Here is a 17,998-nt window from a genome sequence, read left to right as displayed (position 1 = left end):
CAGTTGGTTCCGGTGTTGTATCTAAAATCGTAGAGTAAGCTTAACAGCTTATGAAGCTACGGAAAGGGCGTCACTAAAGTGGCGCCCTTTTTGCACGAAACGCCCTTTTTAACATAAGGGTATTGCCTCAAACAGATTCGCGCTGTATTGGGCATCAATTCGTACCAAACGAATACTGCGGGTGAGATTCGTCTCGCCTATTTTGGGTTCGATGTGGGGGTGCAATAAGGTGCCTCGACCTCTCAACTCCAAAGCCTAAACGGAGGCATTGCAATGCAAAGCCAAAACATCCGCATTCGGTTGAAGGCATTTGATTTCCGCGTTCTTGACGCATCTACACAGGAAATCGTGAACACTGCTAAGCGCACCGGCGCTCAAGTACGTGGCCCGATCCCACTGCCAAACAAAATCGAAAAATTCACTGTCTTGCGTGGCCCACACGTTGACAAGAAATCTCGCGATCAGTTTGAGATCCGTACGCACAAGCGTCTTCTCGACATCGTAGACCCAACACCACAGACTGTGGACGCGCTGATGAAGCTCGACCTCGCTGCTGGCGTTGACGTCGAAATCAAAGTATAAGGGGGCAATTGAATATGTTGCGCTCTGGTATTATCGCGAAAAAAGTGGGCATGACCCGCTTGTTCATGGAAGACGGCAAACAGATTCCTGTTACTGTTCTTCAACTCGAAAGCTTGCAAGTTGTTGCACAGCGTACATCTGAGAAGCACGGCTACACAGCTGTTCAACTTGGTTGTGGCAATGCAAAAGCTAAACGCACATCACAAGCTATGCGTGGCGTTTTCGCCGCTGCGAATGTTGCGCCAAAACGCAAAATCGCAGAATTCCGCGTAGACGAAGCGAACCTCATCGCTGTTGGTGAAGAAATCTCAGCTGAGCATTACTTCGAAGGCCAATACGTTGACGTTGCCGGTACATCTATCGGTAAGGGCTTCCAAGGTGCGATGAAGCGTCACAACTTTGGCGGTTTGCGTGCGACACACGGTGTGTCTATCTCTCACCGTTCGCATGGTTCGACTGGTCAGTGTCAAGATCCAGGTAAAGTTTTCAAAGGTAAGAAAATGGCTGGTCACATGGGCGCTGCTCGTGTCACGACACAAAACCTTCAGGTTGTCCGTACAGACGCTGACCGTGGCTTGATCATGGTCAAAGGTGCTGTTCCTGGCTCCAAGGGTGGTTGGGTCACTGTCAAAGACGCTGTGAAAAAGCCGTTCCCTGAGAACGCGCCACTTCCAGCTGCCTTGAAATCTGCGGCTGCAGCAGCTCCGGCTGAAGCACCTGTTGAAGGAGGTGAAGCATGAAACTTGACGTAATCAAACTTGACGGCGAAAAAGCTGGCACATTGGATCTCGACGAAGCACTCTTCGGTCTTGAGCCACGTGCAGACATTCTTCACCGTGTGGTTCGCTGGCAGCGCAACAAAGCGCAAGCTGGTACACACAAGGTAAAGACACGCTCAGAAGTTAGCTACTCCACGAAGAAGATCTACCGCCAAAAAGGCACCGGTGGCGCTCGTCACGGGTCTCGCAAGGCACCGATCTTCCGCAAAGGTGGTATCTACAAGGGTCCTACACCGCGGTCTCACGGTCACGAGCTTACGAAGAAATTCCGTAAACTTGGCCTTAAGCACGCGCTCTCCGCGAAAGCAGGAGCAGGTAATCTTGTGATCCTCGACGACGCCAAATTGGCTGGTGCGAAGACTGCAATGCTTGCGAAAGCTGTCAAAGAGCAGGGCTGGAAACGCGTCCTCATCATTGATGGTGCTGACATCGACACAAACCTCAAAGCCGCAGCTGCGAACTTGACTGGTGTTGATATCTTGCCAACTATGGGCGCCAACGTATACGACATCCTGAAACGTGACACACTCGTGCTTACGAAATCAGCTGTCGAAGCTCTGGAGGCTCGCCTCAAATGACCACTAAAGCAGATATGTACGACGTAATTCGTAAGCCTATCATCACTGAAAAAGCCACTATGGCTTCTGAAAATGGTGCGGTTGTTTTCGAAGTTGCGATCGACTCTAACAAACCACAAATCAAAGAAGCCGTTGAAACGCTCTTTGGTGTGAAAGTTAAAGCCGTGAACACATCGATCACAAAAGGTAAAGCAAAACGCTTCCGCGGAATGCTTGGCAAACGTAAAGACGTTAAAAAAGCCTACGTGACACTCGAAGAAGGCAACTCCATCGACGTGTCCACTGGTCTCTAAATCCTTTCGGATTTGAGCTGGTTAGAAATCAGAAAGCCCCTCGCATTTGCGGGGGGCTTTTTGCATGTGGGCTCAGTCTCTTGCTTGGGCATGCAGAGGCTTGACAGTGCATATAGCAATAGTTGTATAGTACACCTATGTTTGATTATGAAAAAATTCCCTTCCATTGGGTGAACCGACTTGGCTTTCTTGTGCGCAAGGAACTGACGTCTGCGTTTCGAGCGACTGAGTATGCCATCAGCGCTGAGGAATGGGCCATTCTGCTCGTGCTGTGGCGCAAGGGCCCGCAATCCCATAGCGCACTTGCTGATGTCACCATCAAAGACAGGACCACTGTGACGCGGTTGATCGACGGCATGGTGCGCAAAGAAATGGTGAACCGAGCTGAGGACAGCACGGATCGCCGCCGCAGTGTTGTGGCTTTGACGGAGTATGGTCACTCCCTTCAGGGCGCACTTGTTCCCATCGCTCAAGGTCTCATCACGCGTGCAAGTGCGGGCATTTCACCTGAAGATCTCGCGGTGACGCAGCGCACGCTGCAAAAAATGACCGAGAATATACTTGAGGCGCAGCCTCGTAACACAAAGGACATCGGCAAATGAGCACGTACAACTATGATGAGTTTTCAACCGAAGATTATGATTTCGACACTGTGAGCGGACCTGTTGTGGCGGACAAAGCCCCGAACTTTGAATTGGAAACTGTTGGAGGCACGACACGGGCGTTGCTCGATTTTGAGGGCGATTTTCTGGTGCTTGAGATGGGCAGTATCACCTGTCCTTTGTTCCAAGGGCGTCGCAAGATCATGGAGTCTCTTGATCGTTTGGACAATGTCAGCAACGCGGTGCTCTATGTGCGCGAAGCGCATCCGGGGAAGAATATTCCCAGTCACAAATCCTTCGAAGATAAGCAAGCCTGCGCAACACGTCTTAAGGTGGAGGGCAAAGAAACCCGAACCGTCTTTATCGATGATTTTGACGGCTCGGCGCACGCGGCCTTCGGGGGCATGCCCAATGCTGTGTTCATTATCAACAAAAACGGTTGTGTCGTGTTTCGATCAGAATGGAACAACCCTTCGGCGACGCGAAAAGCCTTGGTCGCCCTTCTGGCAGGCCGCAAGGTCTCGGCCAAAAGCTACTTTCGCCCTGTGACCCCAGCTACCGTTTTCAAAACCCTAGGGCGTGCGGGGAACGGGTCGGCAGCTGATTTTTTCAAAGGCTTGCCTTCCTTGATTTGGGCCAATCTTGTCAAACGCAACCTGCGTCTGCTGTTCGGCAAGAGCGTTACAGGGTCTGGGCATACAGTCTGCTAACTTGTAATGAGGGGGCAGGCGCGACATGAGCACTTGGTGGTGGTCACTTCATTGGCGTGCCGCCGGTCTTTTTGGCTTGCTTGAGAGCCAATCCCACTAGACACCCCATACCCCCTCTGATACTCCCCACAAATCTTATGGCTACAGATTCGTTCTGTGGCCTGTTGATATTTGAATTTGGGCACCTACGGGGGCCTACACACAGACCTTCAGGGCAACCTGAACATAAGGTCACAAAGCAAACGGAAGACAGAAACTATGGCACTAAAGTCGTATAAACCAACGACGCCTGGCCAGCGCGGGCTGGTTCTGATCGACCGTTCGGAGCTTTGGAAAGGACGTCCAGTTAAAACTCTTACTGAGGGTTTGACTAAAAAGGGCGGCCGGAACAACACCGGACGGATCACGATGCGTCGCATCGGCGGGGGCGCAAAGCGTCTTTACCGCATCGTCGATTTCAAGCGTAATAAATTTGATGTCCCTGCGACTGTAGAACGGATCGAATATGACCCGAACCGCACCGCATTCATCGCACTGATCAAATATGAAGACGGTGAGCAAGCTTACATCATCGCTCCTCAGCGTCTTGCAGTTGGTGACAAAGTCATCGCATCTGCAAAAGCTGACGTGAAGCCTGGTAACGCTATGCCGTTCTCTGGTCTGCCAATCGGTACTATTGTCCACAACGTTGAGATGAAGCCAGGCAAAGGCGGTCAAATCGCTCGTGCTGCTGGGACTTACGCTCAGTTCGTTGGTCGTGACGGTGGCTACGCTCAGATCCGCCTTTCTTCTGGCGAGCTGCGCATGGTTCGTCAAGAATGCATGGCAACTGTTGGCGCTGTGTCCAACCCTGACAACTCCAACCAAAACTTTGGTAAAGCTGGTCGTAACCGCCACAAGGGCATCCGCCCATCTGTGCGTGGTGTTGTTATGAACCCGATCGATCACCCGCACGGTGGTGGTGAAGGTCGTACGTCTGGTGGTCGTCACCCAGTGACACCTTGGGGTAAGCCAACAAAAGGCGCGAAAACGCGTAAAAACAAAGCGTCGGATAAATACATTATTCGTTCGCGTCATGCTCGGAAGAAGGGTCGCTAGAATATGGCACGTTCTGTCTGGAAAGGCCCATTTGTGGACGCGTACGTCCTCAAGAAAGCCGAGAAAGCTCGTGAGTCCGGTCGTAACGAGGTCATTAAGATCTGGTCACGCCGCTCAACTATTTTGCCTCAGTTCGTTGGTCTCACCTTTGGTGTTTACAACGGTCAGAAGCACATCACTGTTAACGTCTCAGAAGACATGATTGGTCAAAAGTTCGGTGAGTACTCACCAACTCGTACCTACTATGGTCACTCTGCTGACAAAAAAGCGAAACGGAAATAAGTCATGGGTAAGGTATCTAATTCCCGTCGCGTGGCTGACAATGAAGCAATGGCGAAAACTCGCATGCTTCGGACGTCTCCGCAAAAGCTCAACCTCGTTGCTCAGATGATCCGCGGCAAGAAAGTAGATAAGGCCCTCACAGACCTTACTTTCTCCAACAAGCGTATCGCAGCAGATGTGAAGAAATGTCTTCAGTCCGCAATTGCCAACGCCGAAAACAACCACAATCTCGACGTCGATGAACTCATCGTTGCCGAAGCTTGGGTTGGTAAAAACCTGACTATGAAACGTGGTCGTCCACGTGCTCGTGGTCGGTTTGGCAAAATTCTGAAGCCATTTGCTGAAATCACCATCTTGGTGCGCCAGATTGAGGAGCAAAACTAATGGGTCATAAAGTTAACCCGATCGGTATGCGTCTGCAGATCAACCGCACATGGGACAGCCGCTGGTACGCAGAATCCAAAGATTTCGGTAATCTTCTTCTTGAAGACATCAAAATCCGCGAATTCATCAAAGAAGAGTGCAAGCAAGCTGGCATCTCTCGCGTGATCATCGAACGTCCACACAAGAAATGCCGTGTGACAATTCACACTGCACGTCCTGGTGTGATTATCGGCAAAAAAGGCGCTGACATCGAAACTCTTCGCAAGAAGATCGCTGCGATGACTGCTTCTGAATTGCACCTCAACATCGTTGAAGTTCGCAAGCCAGATCTTGATGCTGCTCTCGTTGCCGAAGGCATCGCTCAGCAACTTGAGCGTCGTGTGTCTTTCCGTCGCGCTATGAAGCGTGCGGTTCAAAACTCTATGCGCCAAGGTGCTTTGGGTATCCGCGTGAACGTTGCTGGCCGTCTTGGCGGCGCTGAAATCGCGCGGACTGAATGGTACCGCGAAGGTCGCGTTCCTTTGCACACTTTGCGTGCAGACATCGACTATGCACACTTTGAAGCTGCGACTGCTTACGGCATCATCGGCATCAAAGTATGGATCTTCAAAGGCGAGATCATGGAACACGATCCTCAGGCTCGTGACCGTCGTCTCGAAGAAGCCCAACAAGGTCCGGCGCCCCGTGGCGACCGCGGCCGTCGCTAAGGAGATCTGATAAATGCTTCAGCCAAAGCGTACAAAATTTCGCAAGATGCACAAAGGCAGCATCAAAGGTCTCGCCAAAGGCGGGTCTGATCTGAACTTTGGTACATTCGGTCTTAAAGCCGTTGAACCAGAGCGTGTAACAGCGCGTCAGATCGAAGCTGCTCGTCGTGCAATGACACGCCACATGAAACGCCAAGGCCGCGTTTGGATCCGCATCTTCCCAGATGTACCGGTAACATCCAAACCGACCGAAGTTCGTATGGGTAAAGGTAAAGGCTCCGTTGATTACTGGGCATGCAAGGTCAAACCTGGCCGTGTAATGTTCGAAATCGATGGCGTTGGTGAAGACGTTGCACGTGAGGCCTTGCGCCTTGCAGCAATGAAATTGCCTGTCAAAACCCGCACAGTGGTGCGCGAAGACTGGTAATCTTTGACCGTCTTTCGGGGCGGGCATCGACTAAGTCTAAAAGATCAAAAACCCCTGTCGTTCACTCGGCGGGGGTTTTTCTATGGCCGAACTCCGCGTTATTTTGAATGTTTGCAAGGCTTCGCGCCATATCACTTTACATGTTTTAAACAAAACCGCCGTATGGTGATCTGACTATTTATCCCGCAGTCTGAACCTTGCGCACTGTTTTGCTCGGGCTCAGCAAGAGCCGGACTTGATCCCCTGCGGAACAGTTGTCATATGCACAAGGCAGGCAGCAGGAGACCCTCACAGATGCGCACGACATTGGCCCGACTATTGGACCTTCCCCTCACTCGAAACATCATCATGGGCGTGATCTTGTTCAACGCGATCATTTTGGGGTTAGAGACCTCTGATGTGGTCATGGCGCGGGCAGGGGGGGTGATCTCGGCATTAGACACGCTGTGTCTGGCGATCTTCACGGCTGAAATTGTCGTCAAAATTTACGCCCGCGGATTTGCGTTTTTCAAATCAGGCTGGGGCCTGTTTGATTTCGTGATCATCGGCATGTCTTATTCCCCAGCAGGTGCGGGGCTGTCAGTCCTGCGCGCACTGCGCATCTTGCGTTTGCTACGCGTCGTATCCGTCGTGCCATCGCTGCGCCGAGTGGTCGAGGCCTTTATCATGGCTTTGCCGGGCATGGCGTCTGTGTTCTTCCTCACGGGGATCATTTTCTATATCGGTGCCGTGATCGCGACCAAACTCTATGGCGACACATTTCCTGAGTGGTTCGGCACCTTGGGCGGGTCGCTGTATTCACTGTTCCAAGTCATGACGCTGGAGAGCTGGTCCATGGGCATAGTGCGCCCTGTTATGGAGACCCACCCCAACGCATGGTTGTTCTTTATCCCATTCATCTTGGTCACGGCCTTTGCGGTGATGAACTTGGTCGTGGGTCTGATCGTCAACTCGATGCAAGACGCCCACGCCGAAGAAGCCAATGCCTCGACCCAAGATCACCGAGACGAGCTAATGGCGCGTCTGGACAGGATTGAGCGGGCTTTGGGAAAATGATCAATTTCTACTTTAGCTTAATGGATGTGCATTAATGATTTAGCGCTCTACGAATGCCAGCCTCAACAGCCTGCTGGCTTCAGAAAAGCTTTTAGCGACAATGCGAAGCTCCTCGTGGGATGTTTCTTTTTCATAAGGATTCGAGCCAGGCAAGCTGAGAAATACGGCTTGGTCTGAGAACCGAAAGTATAATTTTCCGCCATCAATGGCTGCCATAGGTGCGTGACAGAGCACGTTGCGCCAAACGACAAAATTACAATCTATTGAGGAGCCGTCTTGGCCTTTGAAGATTGTGTTCAAGTAGTTTTTTTCTGGTTGGGTTAGCTCTTGCGAGCTTTCTACCTTGATATTTATATGTCGGATTAGATTGGGGAGGCCTGATTTATGGGCGCCGAAAAGGATCGGTTGATGGTCTACGTCTACTGCTTTGCCATTGAGCTTGGTCAAGACGTAGGTGTAGCGCAAAGTATTCTCAAGACCTGCGCACGCGGTAACAGCCATGCCTAGAGCGGCGAAATCGCGTTCGGACGGAATTGGTCTTTCAAGTGTCATTGGACGCTTTCGAGTTTTAACTATTTTCGGAATTGTCAGTTCCTGTGGCGATCTTCCTGCAGCGAACGGTTACTCACTCCCACCGATAATTAAAGCTCACAGAAATGCGGTGCTCTTCGGACATGTTCATCGGCACTTCGTGGCGCAGCCAGCTTTCCCACAGCAGAACGTCTCCGACGACTGGTTTGACGTAGACAAAGCTTTTCATCTCTTCGCGCGCATCTTTGGTACGGGGTGGGGCGGCCATCATCATGGCGTGGCGGGGGTCTTCGAGTTTCAGGGCCGATGCGCCTTCGGGCATCGCCACATATGTCGTGCCAGAGATAACAGAGTGCGGGTGGATATGCGCGGAATGATAGCCGCCCTCGGGTAGGATATTGATCCAAATGTCTTCAAGCACCAATTTACGACCGTCCAGATCAAAGTCTAAATCTTTGGCAAAGCTGGCGACATGTTGATCAAGGCTGTCCACGATGTCTTTGAAAATCGGAAAACGCCACGCAAGGTCGGTGAGGGAAGCGTAACTGGTGTAGCCGGGAAAGTCATTCGCATCGCACCACTCTTGGCCTGCTTCATCATCTTCGGCAATCGACAGGCAGGAGTTTTCCAATTCATCTGCATCAACAGACGCGCCGAACTCTGACAGGCCCGCGCGGTACAGGCGGGTCACGAAGAGGGATGTGATGTTGGGCATGGGCGTGGCTTTCCTGTGGTGGGGGGTTGATCTGATTTCTAGTGCTGTTATGCAGCGAAAACACCATAGAAAAAAGGGGCAACAAAGACTTGCTCTATGGTCGCGTCTCTCCTATAGAGGCACATCACTCGAACCCCGTCAGGGGATTCGTGTGTTTTGATATTACCCACCAGATCATGGGTGACCCTAACGGGGGCCCACTGGTGCATAGGAAAAGGATATGGCTATGAACGCCGAAGAACTCCGCGCTAAGACGCCGGATCAGCTCCGCGAAGAGCTGGCAAACATGAAAAAAGAGTCTTTCAACCTGCGCTTTCAACAAGCAACTGGTCAGCTCGAAAACACCGTTCAAATCCGTAAAGCGCGCCGCACAGCAGCACGTGTAAAAACGATTTTGAACGAAAAAGCCGCAGCTGCGGCTGAGTAAGAGGAGCTGAGACTATGCCAAAACGTATCCTTACAGGTGTCGTGACGTCTAACCAAAACGAGCAAACAGTAACTGTTTCCGTTGAGCGTCGCTTCAAGCACCCAGTTATGAAAAAGACCATCCGTAAGTCCAAAAAATACCGGGCTCACGATGAGAACAACCAATTCAACGTTGGTGATGCAGTCCGTATTCAGGAATGTGCACCAAAGTCGAAAACCAAGCGTTGGGAAGTTCTCGCATAATCATTCGATTTTAACATCTAGTTGAAATCGATTCTGCCAGAATAACTCAGCATAATCGAAACCCTGGGGAAAGACGCCACTGCAGGCAGCCCCAAAGGTCGGGAGAAACCACATGATTCAGATGCAGACCAATCTGGATGTTGCTGACAACAGCGGCGCTCGCCGTGTTCAGTGCATCAAGGTTCTCGGCGGTTCACACCGTCGTTACGCGTCAGTGGGTGATGTCATCGTCGTATCGGTGAAAGAAGCCATTCCACGCGGCCGTGTTAAGAAGGGTGACGTGCGTAAAGCCGTTGTCGTTCGCACAGCAAAACAAGTTCGTCGTGAAGACGGCACAGCAATCAAATTTGACAGCAACGCTGCTGTTATTTTGAACAACAACAATGAGCCAGTAGGTACACGTATCTTTGGGCCAGTTGTTCGCGAATTGCGTGCGAAAAACTTTATGAAGATCATCTCACTCGCGCCGGAGGTGCTGTAATGGCTGCTAAACTCCGCAAAGGTGACAAGGTCATCGTTCTTGCCGGTAAAGACAAAGGCAAACAGGGCGAAATCGCTTCTGTGAACCCGTCCAAAGGCAAAGCCGTAATCGAAGGCGTTAACGTTTCATTGCGTCACACAAAAGCGTCTCAGGGCGACCAAGGCGGCAAGAAACCGGTTTCCATGCCGATTGATTTGTCAAACCTTGCGATCCTCGACGCAAACGGCAAAGCGACACGTGTTGGCTTCCGCGTGGAAGATGACAAAAAAGTGCGCTTCGCTAAGTCCACAGGAGACGTGATCTAATGCTTGATACTGCAACTTACACACCACGTCTCAAGACCGTGTACACTGACGCCGTTCGGCCGGCTCTTAAAGAAGAGTTTGCCTACAAGAACGACATGCAGATCCCACGTCTGGACAAAATCGTTCTCAACATCGGTTGTGGCGCTGCAGCTGTGCGTGATTCCAAAAAAGCAAAATCTGCTCAGGAAGATCTCACACTCATCGCTGGCCAAAAGGCTTTGACAACGATCGCTAAGAAATCAATCGCTGGTTTCCGCGTTCGTGAAGATATGCCTCTTGGTACGAAGGTTACTCTTCGTGGCGAGAAGATGTACGAATTCCTCGATCGTCTTATCACGATTGCTATGCCACGTATTCGCGATTTCCGCGGCGTATCTGGCAAATCCTTTGATGGTCGTGGCAACTACGCCATGGGCCTTAAAGAGCACATCGTCTTCCCTGAAATCGACTTTGATAAAGTTGATGAAAACTGGGGTATGGACATCGTAATCGCAACCACTGCGAAAACTGACGCAGAAGCTAAGGCCTTGTTGAAAGCTTTCAACATGCCTTTCAACAGCTGATCGCGAGGAGTTAGAGAACATGGCTAAGAAATCCATGATCGCACGTGAGCACAAACGCGAAAAATTGGTAGCAAAATACGCTGCCAAACGCGCCGCTCTCAAAGAGATCATTTATGACCAAGAGAAGCCCATGGAAGAGCGTTTCCGCGCGACCATGAAGCTTGCTGAATTGCCGCGCAATAGCTCGGCTGTCCGTCTTCACAACCGCTGTCAGCTGACAGGCCGTCCACACGCTTACTACCGTAAGCTTAAGGTCAGCCGTATCATGCTGCGGGAACTTGGCTCTTTCGGCCAGATCCCCGGTCTCGTGAAATCAAGCTGGTAAGGAGAGCATAATATGAACGATCCTATCGGCGATATGCTCACACGTATCCGCAACTCTCAAATGCGCGGTAAATCCGTAGTCTCTACACCAGCGTCAAAGCTGCGTGCATGGGTCTTGGACGTACTGCTCGACGAGGGCTACATTCGTGGCTACGAAAAAGGCACAAACGAAGTTGGTCACCCAACTCTCGAAATCAGCCTTAAATACTTCGAAGGCACTCCTGTTATTCGCGAAGTGAAACGGGTTTCAAAACCTGGTCGTCGCGTATACCTCGGTGTCAAAGACATCCCAACTGTCCGTCAGGGCCTGGGCTTGTCGATTGTCTCTACACCTAAAGGTGTGATGTCTGATGCAAACGCTCGTGCCAACAATGTTGGCGGCGAAGTGCTTTGCACAGTCTTCTAAGGAGGGTCTGATGTCTCGTATTGGTAAAAAACCGGTCGAGCTGCCCAGTGGCGTAACTGCTGCTGTCTCAGGTCAGACCATCGAAGTGAAGGGCCCTAAGGCAACTCACACATTCACTGCAACTGATGATGTTAATCTGACAGTTGAGGACAACGTGATCACGGTCACACCACGTGGTAAATCCAAGCGTGCGCGTCAACAGTGGGGCATGTCCCGCACTGTGATCGCCAACTTGGTAACTGGTGTTTCCACAGGCTTCAAAAAAGAGCTTGAGATCAACGGTGTTGGTTACCGCGCAACTATGCAGGGTAACACTCTCAAACTGGCTTTGGGTTATTCACATGACGTTCTCTTCGAAGTTCCTGCTGGCGTAACAGTCACAGCTCCGAAGCAAACGGAAATCATTGTTGAAGGTACAGACGCACAACTCGTTGGCCAAGTCGCGGCAAATATTCGCGAATGGCGGAAACCTGAGCCCTACAAAGGCAAAGGTATCAAATACAAAGACGAGTATATCTTCCGCAAAGAAGGTAAGAAGAAGTAAGGACGTAGATCATGGCAAACAGCAAAAGAGACCTGTTCTTGAAGCGCCGCCTGCGCGTCCGGAACAAACTTCGCAAGATGGCAAACGGACGTGCGCGTCTGTCTATCCATCGTTCGAACAAGAACATCAGCGTTCAGTTGATCGACGACGTAAATGGCGTGACTCTCGCGTCTGCTTCCACACTCGAAAAAGATTTCGGGCTTGTTGGCAAAAACAACGTCGAAGCAGCGACCAAAATCGGTGCAGCGATCGCAGAGCGTGCTAAAAAAGCTGGCGTAGAAGAGTGCTACTTCGACCGCGGTGGCTTCCTGTTTCACGGTAAAGTTAAGGCCTTGGCCGAAGCTGCACGTGAAGGTGGCTTGAAGTTCTAAGACACTTGTGGAGGGCGCTCGACCTTTGGGTTGGCGCCCTCCCGATGATCCAGGGAGGCGCAGCTTAGGCTGCGCTTTTCCACTAGGATTGATAACATTGGCGCCTCGCGCCACCGATTAAAGGAAATGCCCAATGGCAGATAACAACCGCGGGAATAACCGTCGCGATCGCGATGAGAACCCCGAATTTGCAGATCGCCTTGTCGCGATCAACCGCGTCTCTAAAACAGTTAAAGGTGGTAAGCGTTTTGGCTTTGCTGCTCTTGTTGTTGTTGGCGACCAAAAAGGCCGCGTAGGCTTCGGTAAAGGTAAAGCGAAAGAGGTCCCTGAGGCCATTCGTAAAGCCACCGAGCAAGCGAAACGCCAAATGATCCGCGTACCTTTGAAAGAAGGCCGCACGTTGCACCACGATGTCGAGGGCCGTCACGGCGCTGGTAAAGTGGTTATGCGGACTGCGCCACAAGGTACTGGTATCATCGCTGGTGGTCCTATGCGTGCTGTATTCGAAATGCTCGGTGTTCAGGACGTTGTGTCCAAGTCCATCGGTTCTTCGAACCCGTACAACATGATTCGTGCTACCGTTGAAGGCCTCAAAAAAGAGTCCTCTCCACGGTCCGTCGCTCAGCGTCGCGGCAAAAAAGTGGCTGACATCTTGAAAAAAGATGACGCCCCTGCAGCTGCACCTGCTGAAACAGCAGAAGCGTAAGGAGTAGACACAATGGCTAAAACTATCGTTGTAAAACAGATCGGTTCTCCGATCCGTCGCCCACAAGATCAACGTGCTACGTTGGTTGGCCTTGGCCTCAACAAAATGCATAAAACACGTGAACTGGAAGACACACCTTCTGTTCGCGGCATGGTTCGCAAGATTTCCCACATGGTGGAAATCATCGAAGAACGCGACAACTAAGTCAATCTTCTAAGATCCAAAGCATTTAAAGCGCCCCGTAGAAAACTGCGGGGCGTTTTTGCATTTGTGGATCGCGCAGTTGTTACATTGTCGGCGCATGAATCTGCGCTACCTTGGGTGTGTAACCCGGAGGAATTCAGATGACACACACACGTAGATCTTTTTTGACCCAAACCAGCGCAGCCGTTGGTTTGATCACAGTCTTGCCATTCGCGGCTCGCGCAGATGGCCATATGTCCGACGTTTTCGCAGATGGGGCCATAAAAGTGCACCCGATTGCGCACGCTTCTTTCGTGATGGAAACACCAACGGGTGTTTTCTATGTCGATCCCGTTGGCGATCCCGCAATCTACAGCGACATGCCGCAAGCCGATTACATTCTGGTGACGCACGAGCACGGCGATCATTTCAATGTCGACACCCTGACCGCGCTTAAAGGCGAAGCGACACAGATGATCACCAACCCCGCAGTGTTTGACAAGCTGCCTGATGCGCTAAAAGTGGGCACGCAAGCTTTGTCCAATGGGGAAACTGCAATGTGGGGCGACATCACCATTGATGCAATTGCCGCGCACAACACCACTGAGGATCGGATGAATTTCCATCCTGTTGGTCGTGACAATGGCTATGTCGTCACTGTTGCGGGTTTTCGCACCTATATTTCAGGCGATACTGAACCCACGTCCGAGATGCTGGCGCTCAAAGACATCGATCTTGCATTCTTGTGCATGAACTTGCCTTTCACTCAAACTGCCGAACAAGCCGCTGAGGCGGTGAAGGTTTTCCAGCCGCGCTATGTGTATCCATACCATTATCATGGTCGTGATGGCGGCACCCAAGATCCGCAAATGTTTGCGTCACTCGTGGGGGAAGCGTCCGACGTGAAAATGGGCGCGTGGTACTAGTTTAGGCGCGCTTGGACAGTCTGCACATAGGTAACCAAATTGGGAGGCCCTCGCCACATGAGTGAGGGCCATTTACGTTGTGTTCATCAAGCTATGCAAAGCGCGCATGTCGGGTTTGGGATTCTAGCGCTACTCAAAAGTTTTTAAACAGCCTATTTGATGTGCATCGGACGCGAATATAGCGTCAAACATTAGACAGATTTAGAATCTCTCGGTTAAAGGTTTCGCCCAATGGCATACGCATCCACAAGCATCCACGCTTCTTCCCGTCCTTCCGTTTTGGCGCAAATCGGTACGCTTTTTCAAGTGTCACTCGCTGCATATCGCCAAACGCGCGCTATCAATAAAACATACGCGCAGCTTTCTGCGCTGTCTGATCACGAACTAGCAGACATCGGCCTGAACCGCGGCAGCATCTACCAAGCCGCACGCGAAAGCATCTAAGCTTTAGCAAACACGATTGGCGCGCCCACATATACTGGGCCGCCACGTAGCTACAAAAAGCGGCTCAGGTTAAATCCTGAAGCCGCATTTTTTGTGCTGCGAAGCTCGAGGCAAAATCCGCGTGTTCGTGGTAAAGTTATATAGATCCATTGCGCAGGCGCTGGGGCGCTAACCCAAAGGCATGTTGAAATGCCACCGAAAAGTTTTCTGGTGAAGAATACCCTGCAAGATACGCTGCTTGTGAAATCGACATGCCGTCTTCGGACAGTGCTCTGCGGGCCCGTGTGAGCCGTTGATGTCTGATGAAATCGCTCAACGTACTGCCGGTGCCATTTTTGAAATGACGCTGAATGGATCTACGGTTCATTCCCAAATCCATTTCGATCTGCGGCAGGGACAGGTCATTCTCAAGGTTTTCCAAGACATACAGCCGGATACGTTCGGAAATCGGGTGTGCATCACGCGTTGGCTCTGCTTGGCTTTCTGGAAGAATAGTGAGGGCTCGACGTAGCAATTCTAATCCGCGGGACATGCGAAACAGTTCAGTTTGCGCGATACTGTTTTGGGGAGGCGGTGCAAGGATTTGCGTCGCGAGTCGCACGATCTCTGCATTTGGAGACCAGATTTTATGTGAGATTTTACTATCCGAAGAATTTAGGTTTGTCATGGCGCTGTTTCCGCGCGAGGACAATTGCCCTAGCCACTTTAGGGGGGTGGCCAATGCGACCTTACGGTACGGGGCACCGCAGGCGATATCATATTGCAATTGCGCAGGATGAGACAGCCGCATGATGATTGCTTTTGGGGTGTGCGTCGCATCAAGATAGAATTGTTGATCATCAATGAAAAACCGCTGAAGACCACTGATCAGTACCATCACTTGAAATTTTGGCTCAATCGGGCCTGCCGATGGGCGAGGTTTGGCATGCAGAACCTCATCAATAACCCCGATGCGCAGATCGCCAGGAAAGATATTTACAGACATGGAAATAAGCCCCGTGCATCGCGATCGTTTGACTGTCGCCTGCGCAAAGCGATGAGTCGCGCAGGCAGTAAGCACACGTATGGACGCGGCTGCTTGAGACTATTATCAATCCCGACAGAAACACTCAAGAAAATTCGCAAACAATGCGTTCTATTGAGAATGAGGGACATATGTATAGAAATTCAGCAACAACGTTTAGATCAAAAGCACTCCAAGGCGTTTGGCTAGGCCTTTTGGCAAGCTCAGCGTTGTCCGGTGCAGCCTATGCACAGGACGTCATCGATCTGGATGCCATTTCGGTTGAAGGCGTCGTGGAAGAGGAGGGCGGACAGGTCGAAGGATATGTGGCGTCCACGTCGTCTGCCGCCACAGTTGGCGCGCTTGCGCGCTCAGAAACACCAGTGTCGGTTTCTGTCGTAGGCTCCGAGCAAATGGAAGATCAAGGCGCAGCCTCAGTCGTAGAGGCCTTGCGGTATACATCTGGAGTTTTCGGGGAATACCGCGGCACATCCAATCTGCGCGACGAGATCGTCATGCGCGGTTTTGGGGATCGCAGCTTTGTACCAAAATCACTGGATGGCATGGCACTTGGCAGTACGGCCACCCAACTCGATCCGTATTATCTAGAGCGTGTGGAGGCCGTGAAGGGCCCTAATTCGGTTGTGTCAGGACAGGCGACGCCTGGCGGGATGATCGCTATGACATCCAAGCGCCCGACCGAAGACCAAGGCAACGAGTTACAGGTGGCTATTGGCTCTGACAACTATCAGCGCGTGAACGGTGATTTTCAGGGCGATTTGAATGCGGACGGCTCATTGAGCTACCGTGTTGTAGGGTCTGCATGGCAAAAGAATTTGCAAGGTGCGTTTGACCAAAGCCGTTATGTCATTGCGCCGTCACTGAAATGGGAAATCTCGCCCGACACTACCTTGATCGTTTCTGGATTGTATCAAGATGAACCAGAAGCAGGACAACGTGGTTTCACACCCAAACTTGGAACATTGCTTCCGACGAATAACGGTGTTTGGATCGATGAGGATTTTCAATCCTATGCGCCTGACTATGATTATGTAGAGCGCGAAACACAATCTTTGGGTTATGAGCTTGAGCATAAGTTGGCAAATGGCTGGACGTTGAACCATAAATTGCGCTGGTCGGAAGTTGATATGGAACACAGTCAGCTTGGCCTTTGGTCGTCTTCTGACGATGGCTCAGGCAACTACCCACTTTATGTCTTTGTGGATGAAAACAACGTCAAGTCGCTCACCGGTGATGTTTCGTTGGCGGGTACGATTGAAACGGGGCCTTTGACGCACAATGTGACGCTAGGGGTTGATACAAAGCATGTAGAAGACACAGCGGCCTATGCAAGATCCGGTTCGGTATTTACATATAACTTTGCGGACAACACGACGCCAAGTGTCGCTGATATCGAAGCTGTCGAATTGAATGCCTACACCAGCGCATCTACAACCACATCCACTCAAACGGGTATCTACGTTCAAGATCAGTTTGCCTTGGGACAATGGGGCGTTTTGGCGGGACTGCGCTATGACTGGGCTGAAACCAGCACATCTGAGACGTACAAATCCGAAGCTCTCACAGGTCGCTTGGGGCTCAGCTATGAGTTCGACAATGGTGTAATGACTTACCTGAGCTACTCTACCTCATTCGAACCTGTGAACGCACTCGATGACGATGATAACCCAAGCTATGATCCTACGACGGCGCGTCAATGGGAACTCGGTGCGAAATGGGCTTCTGCTGACAACAGCTTGTTTGTGTCTGCTGCGATCTTTGATATCCGCAAAGAAAACATCGTCGAAAGTAGGACAGAGGCGGGTGTAACAACCACGGAACAAATCGGTGCTGTCAGCTCAAAAGGCTTTGAATTGGAAGCTCAAGGTCAAGTGACCGATCGATTGTCTGTCGTTGGAGCTTATGGCTACAACAAAGGCGAGTATGAAACTGGAAGCAACAAGGGCAACGCATTCTATGCTGTTCCAGAAGAAACCGCGTCTTTGTGGCTGAAATACGATGTGCTTGAAGGCCTGCATACCTCGGTCGGTGCGCGCTATGTCGGGACGAGCTGGAATAACTCTAGCAATGATTTCCAAGTCCCTGCCTATACGCTTTATGATGCTGGCTTGTCAGTGGATTTGGGCCAATTCTGGTCTGACGCAAGCGGTGTGACCGCGAAACTTGCTGTGCAAAACCTGACTGATGAACGCTTTGTCACATCTTGTGTTCACAACTACTGTTGGCTCGGGGAGGGGCGCAATTGGAGCGCGTCTCTGACATACGAATGGTAAAGATGATATCCCTTTGGCGCTTATGCGCCACCGTC

The 17,998-nt window shown here is 51.2% G+C and carries 29 protein-coding genes; 26 read left to right on the top strand and 3 right to left on the bottom strand.

Annotated features, from left to right (window positions below; translation table 11 throughout):
- Positions 1-273: 273 nt before the first annotated feature.
- The 12 genes from rpsJ to BM025_RS09950 all read left to right on the top strand — a co-directional run bounded on the left by rpsJ (position 274) and on the right by BM025_RS09950 (position 7,498).
- On the top strand, positions 274-582 hold the full coding sequence (gene rpsJ / locus BM025_RS10005; RefSeq protein WP_085848206.1) for a 30S ribosomal protein S10: 309 nt from the start codon (positions 274-276) through the stop codon (positions 580-582).
- A 14-nt stretch (positions 583-596) separates the two neighbouring features.
- Complete coding sequence (gene rplC / locus BM025_RS10000) at positions 597-1,322, top strand: 50S ribosomal protein L3 (RefSeq protein WP_085848207.1); 726 nt, start codon at positions 597-599, stop codon at positions 1,320-1,322.
- Complete coding sequence (rplD, locus tag BM025_RS09995) at positions 1,319-1,939, top strand: 50S ribosomal protein L4 (RefSeq protein WP_085848208.1); 621 nt, start codon at positions 1,319-1,321, stop codon at positions 1,937-1,939. The genes rplC and rplD overlap by 4 nt, the downstream gene beginning before the upstream one ends.
- Positions 1,936-2,232 carry a 50S ribosomal protein L23 gene (locus BM025_RS09990; protein WP_085848209.1) on the top strand — a complete coding sequence of 99 codons (297 nt, stop codon included), beginning with the start codon at positions 1,936-1,938 and terminating at the stop codon, positions 2,230-2,232. Before rplD ends, BM025_RS09990 begins: the two co-directional genes overlap by 4 nt.
- Before the next feature lie 137 nt (positions 2,233-2,369).
- Entirely contained in the window at positions 2,370-2,834 is a 465-nt protein-coding gene (locus BM025_RS09985; protein WP_085848210.1) for a MarR family winged helix-turn-helix transcriptional regulator, read from the top strand.
- Positions 2,831-3,544, top strand: a complete 714-nt coding sequence (locus tag BM025_RS09980; RefSeq protein WP_085848211.1) for a deiodinase-like protein — start codon at positions 2,831-2,833, stop codon at positions 3,542-3,544. The genes BM025_RS09985 and BM025_RS09980 overlap by 4 nt, the downstream gene beginning before the upstream one ends.
- A gap of 258 nt (positions 3,545-3,802) precedes the next feature.
- The gene (gene rplB, locus BM025_RS09975; protein WP_085848212.1) at positions 3,803-4,642 is read left to right on the top strand and encodes a 50S ribosomal protein L2; all 840 of its coding nucleotides are present in this window, start codon (positions 3,803-3,805) and stop codon (positions 4,640-4,642) included.
- Positions 4,643-4,645: 3 nt separating this feature from the next.
- Complete coding sequence (gene rpsS / locus BM025_RS09970) at positions 4,646-4,924, top strand: 30S ribosomal protein S19 (protein WP_085848213.1); 279 nt, start codon at positions 4,646-4,648, stop codon at positions 4,922-4,924.
- 3 nt (positions 4,925-4,927) lie between these two features.
- A complete protein-coding gene (gene rplV / locus BM025_RS09965) occupies positions 4,928-5,308 on the top strand; it encodes a 50S ribosomal protein L22 (protein WP_085848214.1) in 381 nt (126 codons plus the stop codon).
- Positions 5,308-6,015, top strand: coding sequence for a 30S ribosomal protein S3 (gene rpsC / locus BM025_RS09960; protein WP_085848215.1), 708 nt, complete (start codon positions 5,308-5,310; stop codon positions 6,013-6,015). Before rplV ends, rpsC begins: the two co-directional genes overlap by 1 nt.
- Positions 6,016-6,028: 13 nt before the next feature.
- Positions 6,029-6,442: a 50S ribosomal protein L16 gene (gene rplP / locus BM025_RS09955; protein ID WP_085848216.1), complete on the top strand. Its 414-nt coding sequence runs from the start codon at positions 6,029-6,031 to the stop codon at positions 6,440-6,442.
- Positions 6,443-6,736: 294 nt separating this feature from the next.
- Positions 6,737-7,498, top strand: coding sequence for an ion transporter (locus BM025_RS09950; protein WP_085848217.1), 762 nt, complete (start codon positions 6,737-6,739; stop codon positions 7,496-7,498).
- Between the two features lie 39 nt (positions 7,499-7,537).
- On the opposite strand, the gene BM025_RS09945 is transcribed toward BM025_RS09950, so the two are convergent.
- Together BM025_RS09945 and BM025_RS09940 are read right to left on the bottom strand one after the other, a co-directional pair.
- Complete coding sequence (locus tag BM025_RS09945; RefSeq protein WP_085848218.1) at positions 7,538-8,050, bottom strand: hypothetical protein; 513 nt, start codon at positions 8,048-8,050, stop codon at positions 7,538-7,540.
- 73 nt (positions 8,051-8,123) lie between these two features.
- Entirely contained in the window at positions 8,124-8,744 is a 621-nt protein-coding gene (locus tag BM025_RS09940; protein ID WP_085848219.1) for a 2OG-Fe(II) oxygenase family protein, read from the bottom strand.
- Between the two features lie 226 nt (positions 8,745-8,970).
- On the opposite strand from BM025_RS09940, the gene rpmC reads away from it, so the two are divergent.
- From rpmC to BM025_RS09875, 13 genes are all read left to right on the top strand, one after another.
- Complete coding sequence (gene rpmC / locus BM025_RS09935) at positions 8,971-9,171, top strand: 50S ribosomal protein L29 (protein ID WP_085848431.1); 201 nt, start codon at positions 8,971-8,973, stop codon at positions 9,169-9,171.
- Positions 9,172-9,185: 14 nt separating this feature from the next.
- Positions 9,186-9,413: a 30S ribosomal protein S17 gene (gene rpsQ / locus BM025_RS09930; protein WP_085848220.1), complete on the top strand. Its 228-nt coding sequence runs from the start codon at positions 9,186-9,188 to the stop codon at positions 9,411-9,413.
- Positions 9,414-9,525: 112 nt separating this feature from the next.
- Entirely contained in the window at positions 9,526-9,894 is a 369-nt protein-coding gene (gene rplN / locus BM025_RS09925; protein WP_085848221.1) for a 50S ribosomal protein L14, read from the top strand.
- Positions 9,894-10,199: a 50S ribosomal protein L24 gene (rplX, locus tag BM025_RS09920; protein ID WP_085848222.1), complete on the top strand. Its 306-nt coding sequence runs from the start codon at positions 9,894-9,896 to the stop codon at positions 10,197-10,199. Before rplN ends, rplX begins: the two co-directional genes overlap by 1 nt.
- The gene (rplE, locus tag BM025_RS09915) at positions 10,199-10,762 is read left to right on the top strand and encodes a 50S ribosomal protein L5 (protein ID WP_085848223.1); all 564 of its coding nucleotides are present in this window, start codon (positions 10,199-10,201) and stop codon (positions 10,760-10,762) included. The genes rplX and rplE overlap by 1 nt, the downstream gene beginning before the upstream one ends.
- A gap of 19 nt (positions 10,763-10,781) precedes the next feature.
- Positions 10,782-11,087, top strand: a complete 306-nt coding sequence (rpsN, locus tag BM025_RS09910) for a 30S ribosomal protein S14 (RefSeq protein WP_085848224.1) — start codon at positions 10,782-10,784, stop codon at positions 11,085-11,087.
- Between the two features lie 12 nt (positions 11,088-11,099).
- Positions 11,100-11,492 (top strand): 30S ribosomal protein S8, encoded by a 393-nt coding sequence (gene rpsH / locus BM025_RS09905; RefSeq protein WP_085848225.1) that lies wholly within the window; start codon positions 11,100-11,102, stop codon positions 11,490-11,492.
- A 10-nt stretch (positions 11,493-11,502) separates the two neighbouring features.
- On the top strand, positions 11,503-12,036 hold the full coding sequence (gene rplF, locus BM025_RS09900) for a 50S ribosomal protein L6 (RefSeq protein WP_085848226.1): 534 nt from the start codon (positions 11,503-11,505) through the stop codon (positions 12,034-12,036).
- Positions 12,037-12,047: 11 nt separating this feature from the next.
- Positions 12,048-12,407, top strand: coding sequence for a 50S ribosomal protein L18 (gene rplR, locus BM025_RS09895; protein WP_085848227.1), 360 nt, complete (start codon positions 12,048-12,050; stop codon positions 12,405-12,407).
- Positions 12,408-12,540: 133 nt separating this feature from the next.
- Positions 12,541-13,113, top strand: coding sequence for a 30S ribosomal protein S5 (gene rpsE / locus BM025_RS09890; protein WP_085848228.1), 573 nt, complete (start codon positions 12,541-12,543; stop codon positions 13,111-13,113).
- A 12-nt stretch (positions 13,114-13,125) separates the two neighbouring features.
- A complete protein-coding gene (gene rpmD / locus BM025_RS09885; protein WP_085848229.1) occupies positions 13,126-13,317 on the top strand; it encodes a 50S ribosomal protein L30 in 192 nt (63 codons plus the stop codon).
- Between the two features lie 140 nt (positions 13,318-13,457).
- Positions 13,458-14,222: an MBL fold metallo-hydrolase gene (locus BM025_RS09880; protein WP_085848230.1), complete on the top strand. Its 765-nt coding sequence runs from the start codon at positions 13,458-13,460 to the stop codon at positions 14,220-14,222.
- Between the two features lie 231 nt (positions 14,223-14,453).
- A complete protein-coding gene (locus BM025_RS09875; RefSeq protein WP_085848231.1) occupies positions 14,454-14,666 on the top strand; it encodes a DUF1127 domain-containing protein in 213 nt (70 codons plus the stop codon).
- Between the two features lie 136 nt (positions 14,667-14,802).
- Here the strand turns inward: BM025_RS09875 and BM025_RS09870 are convergent, their stop codons facing one another.
- On the bottom strand, positions 14,803-15,651 hold the full coding sequence (locus tag BM025_RS09870; RefSeq protein WP_085848232.1) for a helix-turn-helix domain-containing protein: 849 nt from the start codon (positions 15,649-15,651) through the stop codon (positions 14,803-14,805).
- 170 nt (positions 15,652-15,821) lie between these two features.
- Here BM025_RS09870 and BM025_RS09865 point away from each other — a divergent pair, with 170 nt between their 5' ends.
- Positions 15,822-17,963, top strand: a complete 2,142-nt coding sequence (locus BM025_RS09865; RefSeq protein ID WP_170842168.1) for a TonB-dependent siderophore receptor — start codon at positions 15,822-15,824, stop codon at positions 17,961-17,963.
- Positions 17,964-17,998 lie beyond the last annotated feature (35 nt).

Source organism: Pacificibacter marinus, from assembly GCF_900109555.1.
Taxonomy (GTDB): domain Bacteria; phylum Pseudomonadota; class Alphaproteobacteria; order Rhodobacterales; family Rhodobacteraceae; genus Celeribacter; species Celeribacter marinus_C.
This window is presented reverse-complemented; position numbering and strand designations above follow the sequence as displayed.

Excerpts from the sequence above, each read along its gene's own strand:
- BM025_RS09945 (WP_085848218.1), bottom strand. The coding sequence starts at position 8,050 with ATGACACTTGAAAGACCAATTCCGTCCGAACGCGATTTCGCCGCTCTA.
- rplF (WP_085848226.1), top strand. The coding sequence starts at position 11,503 with ATGTCTCGTATTGGTAAAAAACCGGTCGAGCTGCCCAGTGGCGTAACT.
- rpmD (WP_085848229.1), top strand. The coding sequence starts at position 13,126 with ATGGCTAAAACTATCGTTGTAAAACAGATCGGTTCTCCGATCCGTCGC.
- rplN (WP_085848221.1), top strand. The coding sequence starts at position 9,526 with ATGATTCAGATGCAGACCAATCTGGATGTTGCTGACAACAGCGGCGCT.
- BM025_RS09985 (WP_085848210.1), top strand. The coding sequence starts at position 2,370 with ATGTTTGATTATGAAAAAATTCCCTTCCATTGGGTGAACCGACTTGGC.
- rpsE (WP_085848228.1), top strand. The coding sequence starts at position 12,541 with ATGGCAGATAACAACCGCGGGAATAACCGTCGCGATCGCGATGAGAAC.
- rplB (WP_085848212.1), top strand. The coding sequence starts at position 3,803 with ATGGCACTAAAGTCGTATAAACCAACGACGCCTGGCCAGCGCGGGCTG.
- rplV (WP_085848214.1), top strand. The coding sequence starts at position 4,928 with ATGGGTAAGGTATCTAATTCCCGTCGCGTGGCTGACAATGAAGCAATG.
- BM025_RS09875 (WP_085848231.1), top strand. The coding sequence starts at position 14,454 with ATGGCATACGCATCCACAAGCATCCACGCTTCTTCCCGTCCTTCCGTT.
- BM025_RS09980 (WP_085848211.1), top strand. The coding sequence starts at position 2,831 with ATGAGCACGTACAACTATGATGAGTTTTCAACCGAAGATTATGATTTC.
- rplC (WP_085848207.1), top strand. The coding sequence starts at position 597 with ATGTTGCGCTCTGGTATTATCGCGAAAAAAGTGGGCATGACCCGCTTG.
- BM025_RS09870 (WP_085848232.1), bottom strand. The coding sequence starts at position 15,651 with ATGTCTGTAAATATCTTTCCTGGCGATCTGCGCATCGGGGTTATTGAT.
- rpsN (WP_085848224.1), top strand. The coding sequence starts at position 10,782 with ATGGCTAAGAAATCCATGATCGCACGTGAGCACAAACGCGAAAAATTG.
- rpsS (WP_085848213.1), top strand. The coding sequence starts at position 4,646 with ATGGCACGTTCTGTCTGGAAAGGCCCATTTGTGGACGCGTACGTCCTC.
- rpsJ (WP_085848206.1), top strand. The coding sequence starts at position 274 with ATGCAAAGCCAAAACATCCGCATTCGGTTGAAGGCATTTGATTTCCGC.
- rplX (WP_085848222.1), top strand. The coding sequence starts at position 9,894 with ATGGCTGCTAAACTCCGCAAAGGTGACAAGGTCATCGTTCTTGCCGGT.
- rpsH (WP_085848225.1), top strand. The coding sequence starts at position 11,100 with ATGAACGATCCTATCGGCGATATGCTCACACGTATCCGCAACTCTCAA.
- BM025_RS09990 (WP_085848209.1), top strand. The coding sequence starts at position 1,936 with ATGACCACTAAAGCAGATATGTACGACGTAATTCGTAAGCCTATCATC.
- BM025_RS09865 (WP_170842168.1), top strand. The coding sequence starts at position 15,822 with ATGTATAGAAATTCAGCAACAACGTTTAGATCAAAAGCACTCCAAGGC.
- rpsC (WP_085848215.1), top strand. The coding sequence starts at position 5,308 with ATGGGTCATAAAGTTAACCCGATCGGTATGCGTCTGCAGATCAACCGC.
- BM025_RS09950 (WP_085848217.1), top strand. The coding sequence starts at position 6,737 with ATGCGCACGACATTGGCCCGACTATTGGACCTTCCCCTCACTCGAAAC.
- BM025_RS09880 (WP_085848230.1), top strand. The coding sequence starts at position 13,458 with ATGACACACACACGTAGATCTTTTTTGACCCAAACCAGCGCAGCCGTT.
- rpmC (WP_085848431.1), top strand. The coding sequence starts at position 8,971 with ATGAACGCCGAAGAACTCCGCGCTAAGACGCCGGATCAGCTCCGCGAA.
- rplP (WP_085848216.1), top strand. The coding sequence starts at position 6,029 with ATGCTTCAGCCAAAGCGTACAAAATTTCGCAAGATGCACAAAGGCAGC.
- rplD (WP_085848208.1), top strand. The coding sequence starts at position 1,319 with ATGAAACTTGACGTAATCAAACTTGACGGCGAAAAAGCTGGCACATTG.
- rplE (WP_085848223.1), top strand. The coding sequence starts at position 10,199 with ATGCTTGATACTGCAACTTACACACCACGTCTCAAGACCGTGTACACT.
- rplR (WP_085848227.1), top strand. The coding sequence starts at position 12,048 with ATGGCAAACAGCAAAAGAGACCTGTTCTTGAAGCGCCGCCTGCGCGTC.
- BM025_RS09940 (WP_085848219.1), bottom strand. The coding sequence starts at position 8,744 with ATGCCCAACATCACATCCCTCTTCGTGACCCGCCTGTACCGCGCGGGC.
- rpsQ (WP_085848220.1), top strand. The coding sequence starts at position 9,186 with ATGCCAAAACGTATCCTTACAGGTGTCGTGACGTCTAACCAAAACGAG.